Source organism: Enterococcus sp. DIV1067f (assembly GCF_050543505.1).
Classification (GTDB): domain Bacteria; phylum Bacillota; class Bacilli; order Lactobacillales; family Enterococcaceae; genus Enterococcus_D; species Enterococcus_D entomosocium.
Map to the genome: position 1 here is coordinate 1,496,140 of NZ_CP172940.1, position 16,856 is coordinate 1,512,995.

Here is a 16,856-nt window from a genome sequence, read left to right on the forward strand (position 1 = left end):
GACGATGAAAATACTTGTTATTGGTAGTGGCGGTAGAGAGCATGCCGTCGCAAAAAAGTTTCTGCAGGATCCTCAAGTGGAAACAGTCTTTTGTGCGAAGGGCAATCCCGGTATGCGAAAAGACGGGATCAAGACAGTCGCAATTGAAGAGTCCGATCATGAAAGCCTAATTGCTTTTGCTCAAGAGCAGGAGGTTGATTGGACCTTCGTTGGTCCGGAAGTTCCGTTGCTAAATGGCATCGTAGATGATTTTCAGGGGGCGGGCTTGGAAATTTTTGGCCCCAATCGCCAAGCAGCGATGATTGAAGGATCAAAAGAGTTTGCCAAAGAATTGATGCGAACCAATCACATTCCAACAGCAGACTATCAAAGCTTTACAGATAGTGCCCAGGCAAAAGCCTATATCCAACGTAAAGGTGCGCCAATCGTCATCAAAGCAGATGGTTTATCGGCGGGCAAAGGCGTGGTTGTCGCGGAAACCATTGAAGAAGCAAACGCAGCAGTCGAAGCGATGCTGGAGCAAAATGCTTTCGGTGAAAGTGGTGCAAAAGTGGTGATCGAAGAGTTTTTGGCTGGCGAGGAGTTTTCGCTATTGGCATTTGTGAAGGGCGAAGCCGTCTATCCAATGGTCATTGCCCAAGACCATAAACGTGCCTTCGATGGCGATTTAGGTCCGAATACAGGAGGTATGGGGGCTTATACGCCGGTACCGCAGATTCCGCAAGAAATGGTCGATCAAGCGGTAGCAGAAGTTTTACTTCCTGCAGCAAAAGGGATGATTCGCAACAATACACCGTTTACGGGGATTCTCTATGCAGGTCTGATTGCTACCAATGATGGACCGAAAGTCATCGAATTCAATGCGCGTTTTGGCGATCCAGAAACACAAGTCGTGCTAAGTCGCTTAGAAAGCAGTCTAGCCCAGATCATTGATGATCTCTTACAGGACCAAGTACCTACGATCCAATGGAATCAATCGGCTTCGATCGGTGTCGTGATTGCCTCTCAAGGATATCCAGGCAAGTATCAGCAAGGAATGCCTGTCCCAAGCCCAGAAGGAGAAGGAACGCAATTCTTTTATGCAGGAGTGGATGAAGCTGCCGACCAAGGTGGTTTGACGGCAGCTGGTGGGCGCGTTTTTCTTGTGGAAGCATCAGCTGAGAATTTAGCTGCTGCACAAAAGAACGTCTATGAAGCAATCAGCAGGTTGTCTTTATCTGGCTTATATTACCGAAACGATATCGGCGATAAAGCCTTGCAATATAGCAACTCATCAAAGGCGATGAAGTAAAGAATATTTCTGTGCATAACACAACCTGAAAAAAAGGAGGGCTGCCAGTAGAACCAATCGGTTGTGCTGGTGGTTTTCGTTTTATGGGAGGTTTTTTTGACGTTGGTATAGCGTTTTCATCTTGTTGTGATAAAATAGGAATGTAGTTTAAATAAGGAGGAACTTTACGTGAAAAAAATTAAATTCGGTCCCACTGATTTAGAAGTATCCAGCGTGATTTTAGGATTGATGCGAATCAACAATGCCAAAGATCCTGTGAAGGTCTTGACGACTGCGATTGAAAATGACATTACCTTCTTTGACCATGCGGATATTTATGGTCGCGGTGAATGTGAAACGATTTTTGCAGAAGCGTTAGCAAAAACGGCAGCTAAAAGAGAAGATTTGTTTATTCAATCAAAATGCGGCATCGTTCCAGGTGAAATGTTTGATTTTTCGAAAGAGCATATTATCTCTTCTGTGGAAGGTAGTTTGCAACGATTGAAAACTGATCATTTAGATGCGTTATTATTGCATCGCCCTGACACTTTGTTTGAACCAGAAGAAGTGGCAGCAGCCTTTGACCAATTAGAAAAAGACGGTAAAGTGAAATACTTCGGTGTCAGCAATCAAAAACCTGGTCAAATCGAGCTATTGAAAAAATATGTTTCGCAACCTTTAGTAGCGAATCAACTGCAATTCGGGATCATGCATACAGGGATGATCGATCAAGGGATTCATGTCAATATGACGGATGCTGGCAGTGTCGACCATGATGGAGAAATTTTGGAATATTCTCGTTTGCATGAGATGACGATCCAAGCTTGGTCTCCGTATCAGTATGGTTTCTTTGAAGGGGTCTTTATCGGTAACGAGAAATTCCCAGAGTTAAACGAAAAATTAACCGAACTAGCGAACAAGTATCAAACAACGCCGACTGGCATCGCATCTGCGTGGATCTTACGTCATCCAGCAAATATGCAAGTGATTGCCGGAACGATGACCCCACATCGAATTGAAGAAATTGCGCAAGCTTCTTCGATCGTATTGACCCGCCATGAATGGTATGAAGTGTATAAAGCAGCAGGGAACATATTGCCTTAATTTATACGTAAATTCCGTTTTATTCAGTTGTTATAAGGATGAATGTTCGCGAAAGACGAACATTCATCCTTTTTTTTCAAAAAGTATTTCTAAAAAGCTTGTATTTCATTTCCAGGTGGTTTAAATTGTTGTGGGCGTTAAAAATAGGCTGATGCCATTTGATGCTTGCTTCACTCTTAGTAAGATTTGGAGGATATTTTTATGTTTGACATGAAAGTTTTTGATTACGAAGATATACAACTGATTCCTAACAAGTGTATCGTGAACAGCCGTTCAGAATGTGATACCACGGTGACATTAGGCGGACACTCGTTTAAAATGCCTGTTGTTCCTGCAAATATGCAAACAATTATTGATGATTCAATCGCAGAATTTTTAGCTGAAAATGGCTATTTTTATATTATGCACCGCTTTGATGAAGAAGCACGGATTCCATTCATCAAAAAAATGAAAAGCCGCGGCTTGATTAGTTCAATCAGCGTGGGTGTCAAAGAAAATGAATATGCCTTTGTAGAAGAACTAGCTGAGAAAGAGCTTGTTCCTGATTTTATCACGATCGATATTGCCCATGGTCACTCAAACGCCGTGATCAATATGATTCAACACATCAAGAAGCATTTACCAGCAACGTTTGTGATCGCTGGAAATGTTGGAACGCCAGAAGCAGTTCGTGAATTGGAAAACGCTGGCGCAGATGCAACAAAAGTCGGTATTGGACCAGGGAAAGTTTGTATCACAAAAATCAAAACTGGTTTCGGGACTGGCGGATGGCAATTGGCAGCATTACGCTGGTGTGCCAAAGCTGCTCGCAAACCAATCATTGCAGATGGTGGCATTCGGACACACGGCGATATCGCTAAATCTGTCCGCTTTGGTGCAACCATGGTCATGATCGGTTCATTGTTTGCTGGGCATGAAGAATCACCAGGGGAAACCAAGGTAGAAAATGGCGTTGTAATGAAAGAATACTTTGGTTCTGCATCAGAATTTCAAAAAGGTGAAAAGAAAAACGTAGAAGGAAAGAAAATTTGGATTCAATACAAAGGTTCTTTAAAAGATACGTTAGTTGAAATGCAGCAAGACTTGCAGTCATCGATCTCTTATGCAGGTGGAAAAGATTTAGAATCGATTCGTAAAGTGGATTACGTAATCGTGAAAAATTCGATTTTCAATGGAGATACTATTTAAGCTGGATACTGAAGAAACGGCCTTTTAGCGGTCGTTTCTTTTTTTTGTTGGAACAACCATTTTGTTTTTCTGTTTTCTTCGTTATAATAGAAGCAATGAGAAGTAGAGGAGCGGGTGACCAAATGACAATCAAAGTGATGTCTGTGTTCGGTACCAGACCGGAAGCCATCAAAATGGCGCCACTAGTAAAGGAATTGGAAAACGACCCGCGTTTTGAATCGATCGTTGTGGTGACGGCGCAGCATCGAGAAATGTTGGATCAAGTTTTAACGGTTTTTGAAATCATACCAGATTATGATCTGGATATTATGACTTTAGGGCAAACTTTGACAGGAATCACTACCAAAGTTTTGCTGGATCTGGAACCTATCTTGCAAAAGGAAACCCCTGATATCGTACTCGTTCACGGGGATACGACCACAGCTTATGCAGCCGCGACGGCAGCTTTCTATCAGCAGATTCCTGTGGGGCATGTGGAAGCCGGTTTGCGTACATGGAACAAAAAATCTCCTTATCCGGAGGAAGCCAATCGTCAGCTGATCGATGTATTAGCGGATTTTTATTTTGCGCCAACTGTCCAAAGCAAAGAAAATTTATTAGCGGAAAATCGCAATAAAGCTGCAATTTTTGTAACGGGAAATACCGCCATTGATGCGATGCGTTATACGATCTCGGAGGACTATCAGCATCCAGAACTTTCTGCAGCAGATAAAACCATGATTCTTCTGACAATGCACCGTCGCGAGAACTTAGGTGTTCCGATGAAGCAAGTCTTCCGCGCTTTAGCGAAGATCGCTAAGGAGAAACCAACCATCAAAGTGGTTTTTCCTATGCATAAAAATCCTCAAGTCCGAGGGATTGCTATGGAGATACTTGGGGAACTAGAAAATGTCACGCTGATTGAGCCTTTAGATGTCATTGATTTTCACAATGTTGCCAATCAAAGCACATTGATTTTGACGGATTCTGGTGGTGTCCAAGAAGAAGCACCGTCGTTAGGCGTTCCTGTTTTGGTCTTGCGAGATACAACAGAGCGCCCAGAAGGAATTGCTGCAGGTACGTTAAAACTGATCGGTACGTCTGAAGCTGCGGTTTATCAAGAAACGAAGCGACTACTAGAGGATCCAGAAGCTTACAATGCCATGGCACATGCAGAAAATCCCTATGGCGATGGGAAAGCTAGTCGGCGAATCTTGAAAATTTTAGCAGATCATTTTTCGTGAGAGCTAGATCGAAAGAATACCGAAAAAATCATTTTTCAGAATCGGATGTGAAAGAGAAATAGGCAGCTGTTTATTTAAATGGCTGTCTATTTTTTATTCGAGTTCGGAAATTTATTACATTCTCTCCTTCAATGGGATAGCCGAAGTGACTTGATGAATTCTGGGTTTTGCCCTGAGAGGATTTCTCTCTATCTGTTCGTGTAAAAAAAGTTTTGTCACATATAAAATCACACCAGTTCTTTAACGTTGTTATTTTATTGTAAGACCTTTCATTTGAAAACCAACGAAAATCTATGAAAAAAGGGTGCTTTTTTCCATTGTTGCGGTTGACATTGGCTAGGATAGCAGTTATTATGTGGGTAGTTGGAAGATAGACTTCCGGCGAACTGACATTTTATACAAATAATTGTTAGGTGAGGCTCCTATATGGACACAAGCTGCTGCCGCAAAAGTATCGAGAGATACTTAGTTGGTAGGACAGGTCTAATCGTGAAGGTTAAACCCAAAGTAGCTGATAGCAGATTTGCTATCTACGCCCTATAGTGCTAAAGCTCTACAATGATCATGAGTTTTTTACGCATGCTTATTGGGAGCGTGCGTTTTTTTGTGTCTTTTACGCATGTTCCACAGTGACTTACCTAATAAAAAGAAAGGAAGATTCACATGGAATACCCCAGTCCCCAGATGAAACAGCGGAGTAATTATCGAATCGCTAGGGGTGGCGTAAGCAACTCCTAAGTGCTAGGAGGAAAAAAAGATGTTAAAAAAACTATCGAAAGATCAAGAACTAAAATTACTGGCAAAATTGACCGAAAGAGAACTGCTGATGGAAATGCGGACATCCTTCCAAGGGCTATCGGAAGAAGATGCTGCAGAACGTTTGGCAGAGTACGGTCCAAACAAAGTGGATGCGCAAAAACCAACACCTGCTTGGTTGATGATCCTAGGTGCTTTCAAAGATCCTTTTGTGTTAGTTTTGGCATTATTAATGGTTATTTCTTTTGTAACAGGCGATATTGAAGCAGTGATCGTGATGGGAATCATGATTTTAGCCAGTGTCATGATTACTTTCGTCCAAGAATACCGTTCCCAAAAAGCAAGCTTAGCGTTAAAAGAACTTATTGAAAATACTTGTTCCGTCACTCGAGATGGAATCACGAGAGAAATTCCAATGGATGAAGTCGTTCCAGGAGACATCGTCACCTTAGCAACCGGCGATATGATTCCTGCGGATGCGATCTTGATTTGGACCAAAGATTTATTTATCAATCAATCTTCATTAACAGGCGAATCAATGCCAGTTGAAAAATTTGTCGATGCTGGGATCAAAGAAAGCGATGAACAAATTTCTGCACTAGATATGCAAGATCTTGTTTTCATGGGTACCGATGTCTTAAGTGGTCAAGGAAAAGCCATTATTTTGAAAACCGGTCAAAGTACTTTCTTCGGTGATATTGCCAAAAATGCGACGACGAAACGGGGTAAAACAACCTTTGAAGATGGCTTAACAAAAGTCAGCAAGCTATTGTTGCGAATGGTCATGGTTCTTTTCCCAATCGTTTTACTGATCAATGGTTTGACCAAGGGTGATTGGGGCGAAGCGTTGTTCTTCGCGATTGCAGTAGCAGTTGGTTTGACGCCAGAAATGCTACCAATGATCGTCACCAGTAACTTAGCCAAAGGGGCGATCTCTTTATCAAAAGAAAAAGTGATCGTCAAAGAATTGCCTTCGATTCAAAACTTAGGTGCAATGGATGTACTATGTACCGATAAAACGGGTACGATCACCGAAGATCGTGTTGTACTGGTACAGCATTTAAACCCATTTGGCGTAGAAGATAAACAAGTCCTTGATATGACGTATTTAAATTCTTACTATCAAACAGGGTGGAAAAACCTGATGGATATTGCTGTCTTAAACTACTATGAAGAAGAAGGCTTGGCAGCGCCATTTAACGATGTGACAAAAATCGATGAGATTCCGTTTGACTTCTCACGTCGCCGCTTGACGGTTGTTGTCAATGCAGATGGTCATCAACTGATGGTCACTAAAGGTGCCGCCGAGGAAATGGAACAAGTCTGCAAGTACGTAGAAGTTGATGGCAAAGTGATGGAATTGACTCCTCAATTGAGAAAACAATTGCGTCAAGTGAATTTGCGCTTGAACAAACAAGGAATGCGCGTATTGACTGTTGCTGTAAAACGAGATGCCCACGCAGATGCCGTTTATTCTGTAGAAGATGAACAAGATATGATCATGATTGGCTTTATGGGCTTCTTAGATCCAGCAAAAGAAACAGCAAAAACAGCGATTGCTTCTTTACACGGTCATGGCATCAATGTCAAAGTGTTAACGGGAGATAATGCGATCGTTGCACAAAAAGTTTGTCGAGATGTTGGTATTGATGCAGATGAATATTTGTTAGGAACCGATATAGATCATCTGTCAGATGAAGAGTTAGCAGAGAAAGCTGCAAAAACTAATCTGTTTGCAAAATTAAATCCAATGCAAAAATCCCGAATCATTGAAACCATTCAAGCGGCAGGCCATACGGTCGGCTTTATGGGAGATGGCATTAACGACGCGCCTGCTTTACGTACGGCAGATGTTGGTATCTCGGTTGATACCGCAGCAGATATCACCAAAGATGCCAGCTCGATCATTTTATTAGAAAAAAGTTTGAATGTCCTTGATAAAGGGGTCATCGAAGGCCGCAAAGTATTTACCAATATGATGAAGTACATCAAAATGACGTTGAGTTCGAATTTCGGGAATGTGTTCTCGATCTTAGTTGCTAGTGCCTTTTTACCTTTCTTACCAATGTTGTCCATTCAACTGTTGGTTCAAAACTTGGTGTACGATATGGCCCAATTGACGATCCCATGGGACAACGTAGATAAAGAAGAGTTAGAAAAACCAGTTAAATGGCAAGTGGGTGGACTATTGAAGTTTACCGTCGGCATTGGACCTGTCAGCAGCATCTTCGATATTTTGACTTTCTTTATGATGTGGCATGTCTTTAGTGCAAATACCATCCAAGAGCAAGCCTTGTTCCAAGCAGGATGGTTTATGATTGGCTTGACGACACAAACCTTAGTCGTTCACATGATCAGAACGAGAAAATTACCATTTATCAAAAGTATCGCATCACCTGCAGTTTTGATTTCAAGTGTTCTAGCGATTGCAGTTGGCTTCTTGGTCATCTTGACGCCATTGCATACCGTCTTTGATTTTGCAGCACTGCCATCAAGTTACTGGCCATGGTATGTCGGTATCAATCTAGCTTATTTAGTAACAGTTGAGTTTGCGAAACGCATTTACATTCATGTCACGAGAGAATGGATTTAAAAAAACAGGTCGGCGTTCTTCCTAACAGGGGGAGAATCGCCGATCTGTTTCTTTTTATCTGTTCTCTGTATTATTTTTTTCTCATATTAAGAAATTTCTCTTTGATTCAAGTCGAATCCTTCACAAGTGATAAAAGGAGGTTAATGATAAATCTGTTTAGCGGAATGGTGGATGCTGTACTATTCTTAAATAAAAAAAAGAATCTGAAAAGAAAAAATTGAAGAAAGCGATTGCTTTAATGTGATTAATTTCACTAATGTTTTCTTAAGAGTTGCTACAGTGGGAATTCTTTTATTAAAAAAAATACCCTTTTCACTTGTCATTTTCGAAGTTAAATGATAATTTATAAGAGTAAATGAAATTTCGATAGTACAGATTTAAACCCTGTTACATACGAAAGTGAATTTTTATATCAGAGAGGAAAGTGTGTCAAGATGGCAAAAAAACAAAAAGCACTTGATTTCCAAGCGATTTTGGAGCAAGTCAATGCGGATTTTCCAACTTACCAAGCTTTGGACAAAGACGGGAAAATTGTAAATCAAGAGTTAGTACCAGATTTAAGTGACGACGAATTAGTTGAATTGATGACTCGTATGGTATGGTCTCGTGTATTAGACCAACGCTCAACTGCGTTAAACCGTCAAGGTCGTCTAGGTTTCTTCGCGCCAACTGCTGGACAAGAAGCAAGCCAATTAGCAAGTCAATTTGCTTTTGAAAAAGAAGACGTTTTATTACCTGGTTACCGTGATGTACCACAATTGATCCAACACGGTCTGCCATTGAAAGAAGCTTTCTTATGGTCACGTGGCCACGTTGCTGGGAACCTTTATCCAGAAGATTTAAAAGCATTGCCACCACAAATCATTATTGGTGCACAATACGTCCAAGCAGCCGGCGTTGCTTTAGGATTGAAAAAACGCAACAAGAAAAATGTTGTATTCACTTATACAGGTGATGGCGGTTCTTCACAAGGGGACTTCTATGAAGCAATCAACTTTGCAGGGGCTTACCATGCAAACGCTGTATTCTATATCCAAAACAATGGTTTTGCGATCTCTACACCTCGTGAAGTACAAAGTGCGGCACCAACATTGGCACAAAAAGCTGCAGCAGCTGGGATCCCTGGTATCCAAGTTGACGGTATGGATCCATTGGCAGTGTACTATGTTTCTAAAGCAGCTCGTGAATGGGCAGCAAACGGCAACGGTCCTGTATTGATTGAAACCTTGACTTACCGTTACGGTCCACATACATTGTCTGGTGATGATCCAACCCGTTACCGTTCAAAAGACATGGACAGCGAATGGCAACAAAAAGATCCATTGGTACGTTTCCGTACTTACCTAACTGAAAAAGGACTTTGGTCTGAAGAAAAAGAAGAACAAGTCATTGAACAAACAAAAGAAGAAATCAAAGCAGCGATCGCTGAAGCGGACCGCGTGCCAAAACAAAAAGTTTCAGATTTCTTGAAAAACATGTTTGAAGTACAACCACAAAACATTAAAGAACAAATTGCAACTTACGAAGCGAAGGAGTCGAAATAGTCATGGCACAAAAAACAATGATTCAAGCAATTACAGATGCCTTAGCTGTTGAAATGGAAAATGACAAAGAGATTTTAGTCTTTGGTGAAGATGTCGGTAAAAACGGCGGGGTTTTCCGTGCAACAGAAGGTTTACAAGAAAAATTCGGCGAAGATCGTGTCTTCGATACCCCTCTTGCTGAATCTGGTATCGGCGGCTTGGCTTTCGGTTTAGCATTAGAAGGTTTCCGTCCAGTTCCAGAAATCCAATTCTTTGGTTTCGTATTTGAAACATTTGACGAAATCGTTGGTCAAATGGCGCGTACTCGTTACCGTATGGGTGGTACACGTAATTTACCAATCACTATTCGTTCACCATTTGGTGGCGGTGTGCACACACCAGAATTGCACTCAGATAACTTGGAAGGATTGATCGCTCAATCACCTGGTATCCGTGTCGTTATTCCATCAAACCCATATGATGCAAAAGGATTATTGATTGCTTCTATCCGCAGCAATGACCCAGTTGTTTTCTTAGAGCACATGAAACTTTACCGTTCATTCCGTGAAGAAGTGCCAGAAGAAGCATACGAAGTTCCTTTAGACAAAGCAGCAGTAACTCGTGAAGGTTCTGATGTTTCAATCATCACATATGGTGCAATGGTTCGTGAAGCAATCAAAGCTGCTGACAACTTAGCGAAAGAAAACATCAACGCTGAAATTATCGACTTGCGTACAGTTGCTCCTCTTGATGTTGAAACGATCATCAAATCAGTTGAAAAAACTGGTCGTGTGGTTGTCGTTCAAGAAGCACAAAAACAAGCAGGTGTTGGCGCTCAAGTCGTTTCTGAAATTTCTGAACGTGCGGTTCTATCACTAGAAGCTCCAATCGGACGCGTGTCTGCACCAGATACGATCTTCCCATTCGGTCAAGCTGAAAACATTTGGTTGCCAAATGCAAAAGACATCGAAGACAAAGTGAAAGAAATCGTGAACTTTTAATAGTTGAAGAAGGGAAGAATAGAAAATGGCATTTCAATTTAAATTACCGGATATCGGTGAAGGAATTGCAGAAGGCGAAATCGTAAAATGGTTCGTCAAAGCAGGGGATACCATCAATGAAGATGATACCTTACTAGAAGTTCAAAATGATAAATCAGTGGAAGAAATTCCATCTCCAGTAACAGGAACAGTGAAAAACATCGTTGTCCCTGAAGGTACAGTCGCAAACGTTGGAGATGTCCTTGTTGAGATCGATGCACCAGGACATGAAGACAACGAAGGCGATGCAGGTGTAGCAGCAGAGTCTCAAACACCAGCAAAACCAGCAGCAGAACCTACAACGGAAACGGCTGAAGCATCAGCTGGTTCTTCTGAAGGCGCAGGCGTTTTCCAATTCAAATTACCAGATATCGGTGAAGGAATTGCAGAAGGCGAAATCGTAAAATGGTTCGTTAAAGCAGGAGATACCATCAATGAAGACGATACGTTGCTTGAAGTTCAAAACGACAAATCAGTCGAAGAAATTCCATCTCCAGTAACAGGAACAGTGAAAAACATCGTTGTTGCTGAAGGAACAGTTGCAAATGTTGGTGATGTTTTAGTTGAAATCGACGCACCTGGTCACAACAGTGCGCCTGCTTCATCAAGCGCACCTGCAGAAGCACCAAAAGAAAAAGTGGAAACTTCTGGTTCAGCAAGTGTTGTTGAAGCAGCAGATCCTAACAAACGTGTCTTGGCTATGCCTTCTGTCCGTCAATTCGCTCGCGAAAAAGATGTGGATATTTCCCAAGTATCTGCAACAGGTAAAGGCGGACGTGTAACAAAAGAAGACATCGAAAACTTCCTATCAGGTGGCGGACAAGCTGCAAAAGCTGAAACTCAAGCTCCTGCGAAAGAAGAAACAAAAGCTGCAGCAACTGAAAGCAAACCAGCAGCTCCAGCAAAAGCCTTCAAATCAAACTTAGGTGATTTAGAAGAACGTGTTGCCTTAACACCTACACGTAAAGCAATCGCTAAAGCGATGGTAAACAGCAAACAAACAGCACCTCATGTAACCTTGCATGATGAAGTTGAAGTAACAAACCTTTGGGATAACCGTAAGAAATTCAAAGAAGTTGCTGCTGCAAACGGCACAAAACTTACTTTCTTACCATATGTTGTGAAAGCATTGACTGCAACAGTGAAAAAATTCCCTATCTTGAATGCGTCGATCGATGATGCAAAACAAGAGATTGTATACAAAAACTATTACAACATCGGTATCGCAACAGATACTGACCATGGGTTGTATGTACCAAACGTAAAAGATGCAGATCGTAAAGGCATGTTTGCTATCGCTGATGAAATCAACGAAAAAGCAAAACTTGCTCATGACGGCAAATTGGCTGCAGATGATATGCGTAATGGTACCATCACAATCAGTAACATCGGTTCAGTTGGTGGCGGCTGGTTCACTCCAGTAATCAACTACCCTGAAGTAGCTATTTTGGGTGTAGGTACAATCGCGCAACAACCAATCGTAAACGCTGAAGGCGAAATCGTTGTCGGACGTGTGATGAAACTTTCATTAAGCTTCGACCACCGTATCGTTGATGGCGCAACAGCGCAACAAGCAATGAATAATATCAAACGTCTATTAGCTGATCCAGAGCTATTAATGATGGAAGGATGATTAACAAATGGTAGTTGGAGATTTTGCTGTTGAATTAGATACAGTTGTAATCGGTGCGGGACCTGGCGGCTATGTAGCTGCCATCCGCGCTGCTGAAATGGGACAAAAAGTAGCAATCATTGAAAGAGAATACATCGGCGGCGTTTGTTTGAACGTTGGTTGTATCCCTTCAAAAGCCTTGATCGCTGCAGGTCATCATTATCAAGAATCTTTGGATTCAACAATGTTTGGTGTAACAAGTGAAAATGTTTCCCTTGATTTTACCAAAACTCAAGAATGGAAAGACAACAAAGTCGTTAAAACATTAACTTCAGGTGTTGGTTTCCTATTGAAAAAACACAAAGTAGAAACGATTGAAGGAGAAGCTTTCTTCGTTGATGATCACACATTGCGTGTCATCCACCCAGATTCAGCACAAACATACTCTTTCAACAATGCAATCATCGCAACAGGTTCTCGTCCAATTGAAATCCCTGGTTTCAAATTCGGCGGTCGTGTTCTTGATTCAACTGGCGGATTGGCATTAAAAGAAGTTCCTAAAAAATTCGTTGTTATCGGTGGCGGTGTCATTGGTTCTGAACTAGGTGCAGCTTATGCAAACCTAGGGGCAGAAGTAACGATCCTTGAAGGCTCTCCTCAAATCTTGCCAACCTATGAAAAAGACATGGTCAAATTGGTTGAAGAAGACTTTGCGAAAAAAGGTGTAACAGTCGTTACCAACGCAATGGCGAAAGAAGCAATTGACAATGGCGATAGCGTAACTGTCAAATATGCCGTAGATGGTAAAGAAGAATCAGTTACTGCTGATTACGTGATGGTTACTGTTGGTCGTCGTCCAAATACTGATGACATGGGCTTAGAACAAGCAGGTGTTGAAGTAGGCGAACGCGGATTGATCACGGTTGACAAACAAGGCCGTACCAACGTATCAAATATCTACGCAATTGGTGATATCGTACCTGGTGCTGCATTAGCACATAAAGCTAGCTACGAAGCAAAAATCGCTGCTGAAGCAATCTCTGGTAAAAAAGTTGCCGTTGATTACAAAGCAATGCCAGCAGTTGCCTTTACTGACCCAGAATTGGCTTCTGTGGGTATGACGATCAAAGATGCCAAAGATGCTGGAATTGAAGCAAAAGCATTCAAATTCCCATTCTCAGGTAACGGTCGTGCGTTAACTCTAGGAAAAACTGAAGGATTCATCCGCTTAGTAACAACGGTTGAAGACAATGTGATCATCGGTGCGCAAATTGCTGGTCTAGGAGCAAGCGATATGGTTTCAGAACTTGCTCTTGCTATTGAATCTGGCATGAACGCAGAAGATATCGCGTTAACGATCCATCCACATCCATCTCTAGGTGAGATCACAATGGATGCTGCTGAGTTAGCTCTAGGATTACCAATCCACATTTAAGCTTTGTGAAACTCGTTCATCATTTGGTGAACGAGTTTTTTTATCACCAGAAATAAAGCGATCCTATGCTATTGACAGAATCTTCTGGAAATGATACGATGCTCTTAATATTTCAACCGTTGATGAGGAAAGTAAATTGATTTGGCAAGCCTAGAGAGTCTTCGTAAGGTGCAAGAAGAACTTGTAGAATCAATCGAAAATGGCCTCTAAGGTGATCTTCTGAACTTGTACGAAAGATAAGGAGATCCGGGTGCGCCCGCTATCGCGTCAGAGTATAACGACGTTTATTTGTCGCGTACTTGCTGAGAAGCATGCTGGAAAGTTTGCTTGAATAAAGGTGGTAACACGTAAACACGTCCTTTGATATCTCGATATCAGAGGGCTTTTTTATTTGCATTATTAAGGAGGAATAGTATGACAGAAAGATTTGAGACGATTCAATTACACGGAGGACAAACACCAGATCCTACCACAGGAAGTCGCGCCGTACCCATTTATCAAACCACATCCTATGTGTTTGATGATGCTGACCAAGCGGCAGCGAGATTTAGTCTTAGTGAGAGCGGCAATATCTATACCCGTATTACCAATCCGACGACCGCGGTTCTAGAAGAGCGATTAGCCCTATTAGAAGGTGGTATCGGTGCGTTAGCTACGGCTTCTGGCTCAGCAGCGATCACCTATGCAATTTTAAATCTCGCGCAAGCAGGAGATCATATCGTTTCTGCTGCTTCAATTTATGGCGGTACCTATAATTTGTTCGCCCATACATTGCCAGATTTTGGCATCACCACAAGCTTTGTCGATAGTGAAGATCTACCAGCACTAAAAGCAGCCATCCAAGAAAATACCAAAGCAGTTTTTCTAGAGTCTTTAGGCAATCCAGATATTGATATTGCCGACTTTAAAAAGATTGCAGCGATTGCTCATGAAGCCGGGATTCCCCTCATCATTGACAACACCTTTGCGACTCCCTATCTGTTTCGAGGGTTTGAGCACGGGGCGGACATCATCGTTTATTCCACGACAAAATACCTCGGTGGTCACGGGGCTGCTTTAGGAGGGGCTATTATTGATAGTGGCAACTTTGATTGGACAAACGGCAAATTTCCCAAGCTGGTCAATCCCGATCATAGTTACCATGGAATCTCATGGGTAGAAGCCGCTGGTAACGCTGCCTATATCACTCGGGCCCGAACGATTCTTTTACGGGATACAGGTGCTGCGATTTCTCCCTTCAATTCATGGGTGTTGCTGTTAGGCATCGAGACCCTCTCGTTGCGGATGGAACGTCATGTAGAAAATGCGCAACAAGTTGCTGAATTTTTAGCCAAGCACCCGGAAGTTTCTTGGGTTCATTTCCCAACCCTGCCGGACAGTCCTTATTTTAAGCGGGCGCAGGAGTATTTCTCCAAAGGGACCAGTTCGGTCTTTTCCTTCGGATTAAAGGGTGGGGCAGAAGCAAGCAAAACCTTTTGTGGCGCAACTAAGCTCTTCTCGCTACTGGCGAACGTTGGCGATGCAAAGTCCTTGATCATCCATCCAGCTTCGACGACCCATTCTCAGCTTAGCGTAGAAGAACTTGCAGCAGCCAAAATTCGTCCAGAGACGATTCGCTTATCCATTGGATTGGAAAACATCGACGATCTATTGGAAGATCTCACGCAAGCCTTCCAACAGCTCTAAATAGTTGAAGCAGTAGGAAAAGCGCAGGATACTATGCTGCGCTTTTTTGTTGTGGGTTAGTGTTTCAAATAAAACTGCGGTTTCTGTTGATAGAAGGATAGTAAATCCATCGGTTCTATGCTATATTTAGTTGCTAAGGAATATGGATAAGGTGGGGGATGTATGCGTAATCATGCAAGTGACAAGAGGATTCGGTTTTACTACACAAGTTTGCAATTTCTTTATTGGATGATGTTTTGCTCAATCTATGGCTTTGCGACACTCTTTTTGATTTATTTCAAGGTCGATCCAGCAAAAATTGGCGGTATTTTAGCCCTAGTCAATATTGCGTCTACGATTTTGCAGCCCTTCATCAGTCAAGTCATTTTCAAAAAAAGCAAAGTACCACTGATCGTTGTTTTGAAAACGATGACAATCGGCGTGGTCGCGGTGCTCTTAGCAGGTGTGATGGTCCCTGGATTATCAATACTGACCTATGTTTTAGGAGGGATTTTGCTCGTTTCCATGCAGTCCTTTCTCAACGCCTTGGCGTTTGAATACACAAATAGCGGCAACAAAATCAATTTTGGCTTTTCCCGTGCCGGTGGGTCACTAGGATTTGCGGGTACCTCCTTTTTACTGGGGCAGCTCTTAGAGGAGTTTTCGGCAGCCCTTTTACCAATGATCGCTATCGGGCAAGCCGTTTTGTTTCTCATTATTTTGCTTTTGCTGCCAGCGATCAAGAAGCCAGAAATGCCCGTGATGCATACAGAACAAAGTCATTCAGGTGCCTTTTTGAAAAAATATCCTTTTTTACTCTTTCTCTTTGTCGGATTTAGCTTTCTCTTCAGCTTCCACACGATGATCAACAGTTTTTTGGCACAAATTTTTGCCGATATTGGCGGTGGCAGTAAGGAAGTTGGCATCGCCCTGATGATTGCGGCGTTATGCGAATTGCCGGGCATGATTTTCTTTGAACAGTTAGTGAGGATACGGTCTAGCCGTTTTTGGCTGTTGCTGTCCAGTGTTGCCTTTGCCATTCGTGGGGTGCTGATGCTGTTGATCAGCTCCATCATCCTGATGGAAATGAGCCATTTGATGCAAGGGGTTAGTTTTGCCTTGTTTATTCCTGCTTCTGCTTATTTGTTCAACCATAGTTTGGCAGATGAAGACCGGGTTTTTGGACAAACGATCATCATTATCGCTACCACGATCGGTGGCGTGATCGGCAACCTTTTAGGGGGGATGCTGATCCAAAGCTTTGGTGTCTGGGAAATGCTTTTGATTGGGACTGGGTTTGCCGTTTTGGGTGCTACATTGACCTTTATCGGTGTGAAAAAAATCCCTAAAAGCAACAAAAAATTAGCGATCATAAGCGAATGATCGATAGGTAGAAAAAAGAGTTGCGGCCGTATTTCCTTCGGTCGCAACTCTTTTGAATCTGATC

Annotated in this window: 11 protein-coding genes, 1 riboswitch and 1 other annotated feature; all 11 genes read left to right on the forward strand. The window is 42.3% G+C overall.

Annotated features, from left to right (window positions below; translation table 11 throughout):
- The first annotated feature begins 4 nt into the window (after positions 1-4).
- Positions 5-1,291: a phosphoribosylamine--glycine ligase gene (purD, locus tag IGJ42_RS06965; RefSeq protein ID WP_016613335.1), complete on the forward strand. Its 1,287-nt coding sequence runs from the start codon at positions 5-7 to the stop codon at positions 1,289-1,291.
- Positions 1,292-1,459: 168 nt separating this feature from the next.
- A complete protein-coding gene (locus tag IGJ42_RS06970; protein ID WP_016613336.1) occupies positions 1,460-2,374 on the forward strand; it encodes an aldo/keto reductase in 915 nt (304 codons plus the stop codon).
- A gap of 210 nt (positions 2,375-2,584) precedes the next feature.
- The gene (guaC, locus tag IGJ42_RS06975; RefSeq protein WP_080555199.1) at positions 2,585-3,562 is read left to right on the forward strand and encodes a GMP reductase; all 978 of its coding nucleotides are present in this window, start codon (positions 2,585-2,587) and stop codon (positions 3,560-3,562) included.
- A gap of 122 nt (positions 3,563-3,684) precedes the next feature.
- Complete coding sequence (gene wecB, locus IGJ42_RS06980) at positions 3,685-4,785, forward strand: non-hydrolyzing UDP-N-acetylglucosamine 2-epimerase (RefSeq protein ID WP_034872223.1); 1,101 nt, start codon at positions 3,685-3,687, stop codon at positions 4,783-4,785.
- Between the two features lie 398 nt (positions 4,786-5,183).
- A riboswitch (M-box (ykoK) riboswitch) is annotated at positions 5,184-5,355 on the forward strand.
- 187 nt (positions 5,356-5,542) lie between these two features.
- A complete protein-coding gene (mgtA, locus tag IGJ42_RS06985; protein WP_005236382.1) occupies positions 5,543-8,134 on the forward strand; it encodes a magnesium-translocating P-type ATPase in 2,592 nt (863 codons plus the stop codon).
- A 434-nt stretch (positions 8,135-8,568) separates the two neighbouring features.
- The gene (gene pdhA / locus IGJ42_RS06990; protein WP_005231936.1) at positions 8,569-9,678 is read left to right on the forward strand and encodes a pyruvate dehydrogenase (acetyl-transferring) E1 component subunit alpha; all 1,110 of its coding nucleotides are present in this window, start codon (positions 8,569-8,571) and stop codon (positions 9,676-9,678) included.
- Between the two features lie 2 nt (positions 9,679-9,680).
- Positions 9,681-10,658 (forward strand): alpha-ketoacid dehydrogenase subunit beta, encoded by a 978-nt coding sequence (locus IGJ42_RS06995; RefSeq protein WP_005230047.1) that lies wholly within the window; start codon positions 9,681-9,683, stop codon positions 10,656-10,658.
- 25 nt (positions 10,659-10,683) lie between these two features.
- Positions 10,684-12,330, forward strand: coding sequence for a dihydrolipoyllysine-residue acetyltransferase (locus tag IGJ42_RS07000; RefSeq protein ID WP_005236379.1), 1,647 nt, complete (start codon positions 10,684-10,686; stop codon positions 12,328-12,330).
- Between the two features lie 7 nt (positions 12,331-12,337).
- A complete protein-coding gene (gene lpdA / locus IGJ42_RS07005) occupies positions 12,338-13,744 on the forward strand; it encodes a dihydrolipoyl dehydrogenase (protein ID WP_430616042.1) in 1,407 nt (468 codons plus the stop codon).
- Between the two features lie 110 nt (positions 13,745-13,854).
- Positions 13,855-14,108: a binding site (T-box leader), on the forward strand.
- A 50-nt stretch (positions 14,109-14,158) separates the two neighbouring features.
- Complete coding sequence (locus IGJ42_RS07010; RefSeq protein ID WP_429960046.1) at positions 14,159-15,430, forward strand: O-acetylhomoserine aminocarboxypropyltransferase/cysteine synthase family protein; 1,272 nt, start codon at positions 14,159-14,161, stop codon at positions 15,428-15,430.
- Between the two features lie 162 nt (positions 15,431-15,592).
- Positions 15,593-16,792 carry an MFS transporter gene (locus tag IGJ42_RS07015; RefSeq protein WP_430616044.1) on the forward strand — a complete coding sequence of 400 codons (1,200 nt, stop codon included), beginning with the start codon at positions 15,593-15,595 and terminating at the stop codon, positions 16,790-16,792.
- Positions 16,793-16,856: the final 64 nt, after the last annotated feature.

What these genes read in the sequence shown, in the direction of transcription:
- lpdA (WP_430616042.1), top strand. Translation starts at nt 12,338, where the DNA reads ATGGTAGTTGGAGATTTTGCTGTTGAATTAGATACAGTTGTAATCGGT.
- purD (WP_016613335.1), top strand. Translation starts at nt 5, where the DNA reads ATGAAAATACTTGTTATTGGTAGTGGCGGTAGAGAGCATGCCGTCGCA.
- wecB (WP_034872223.1), top strand. Translation starts at nt 3,685, where the DNA reads ATGACAATCAAAGTGATGTCTGTGTTCGGTACCAGACCGGAAGCCATC.
- IGJ42_RS07010 (WP_429960046.1), top strand. Translation starts at nt 14,159, where the DNA reads ATGACAGAAAGATTTGAGACGATTCAATTACACGGAGGACAAACACCA.
- mgtA (WP_005236382.1), top strand. Translation starts at nt 5,543, where the DNA reads ATGTTAAAAAAACTATCGAAAGATCAAGAACTAAAATTACTGGCAAAA.
- guaC (WP_080555199.1), top strand. Translation starts at nt 2,585, where the DNA reads ATGAAAGTTTTTGATTACGAAGATATACAACTGATTCCTAACAAGTGT.
- IGJ42_RS07000 (WP_005236379.1), top strand. Translation starts at nt 10,684, where the DNA reads ATGGCATTTCAATTTAAATTACCGGATATCGGTGAAGGAATTGCAGAA.
- IGJ42_RS07015 (WP_430616044.1), top strand. Translation starts at nt 15,593, where the DNA reads ATGCGTAATCATGCAAGTGACAAGAGGATTCGGTTTTACTACACAAGT.
- IGJ42_RS06995 (WP_005230047.1), top strand. Translation starts at nt 9,681, where the DNA reads ATGGCACAAAAAACAATGATTCAAGCAATTACAGATGCCTTAGCTGTT.
- pdhA (WP_005231936.1), top strand. Translation starts at nt 8,569, where the DNA reads ATGGCAAAAAAACAAAAAGCACTTGATTTCCAAGCGATTTTGGAGCAA.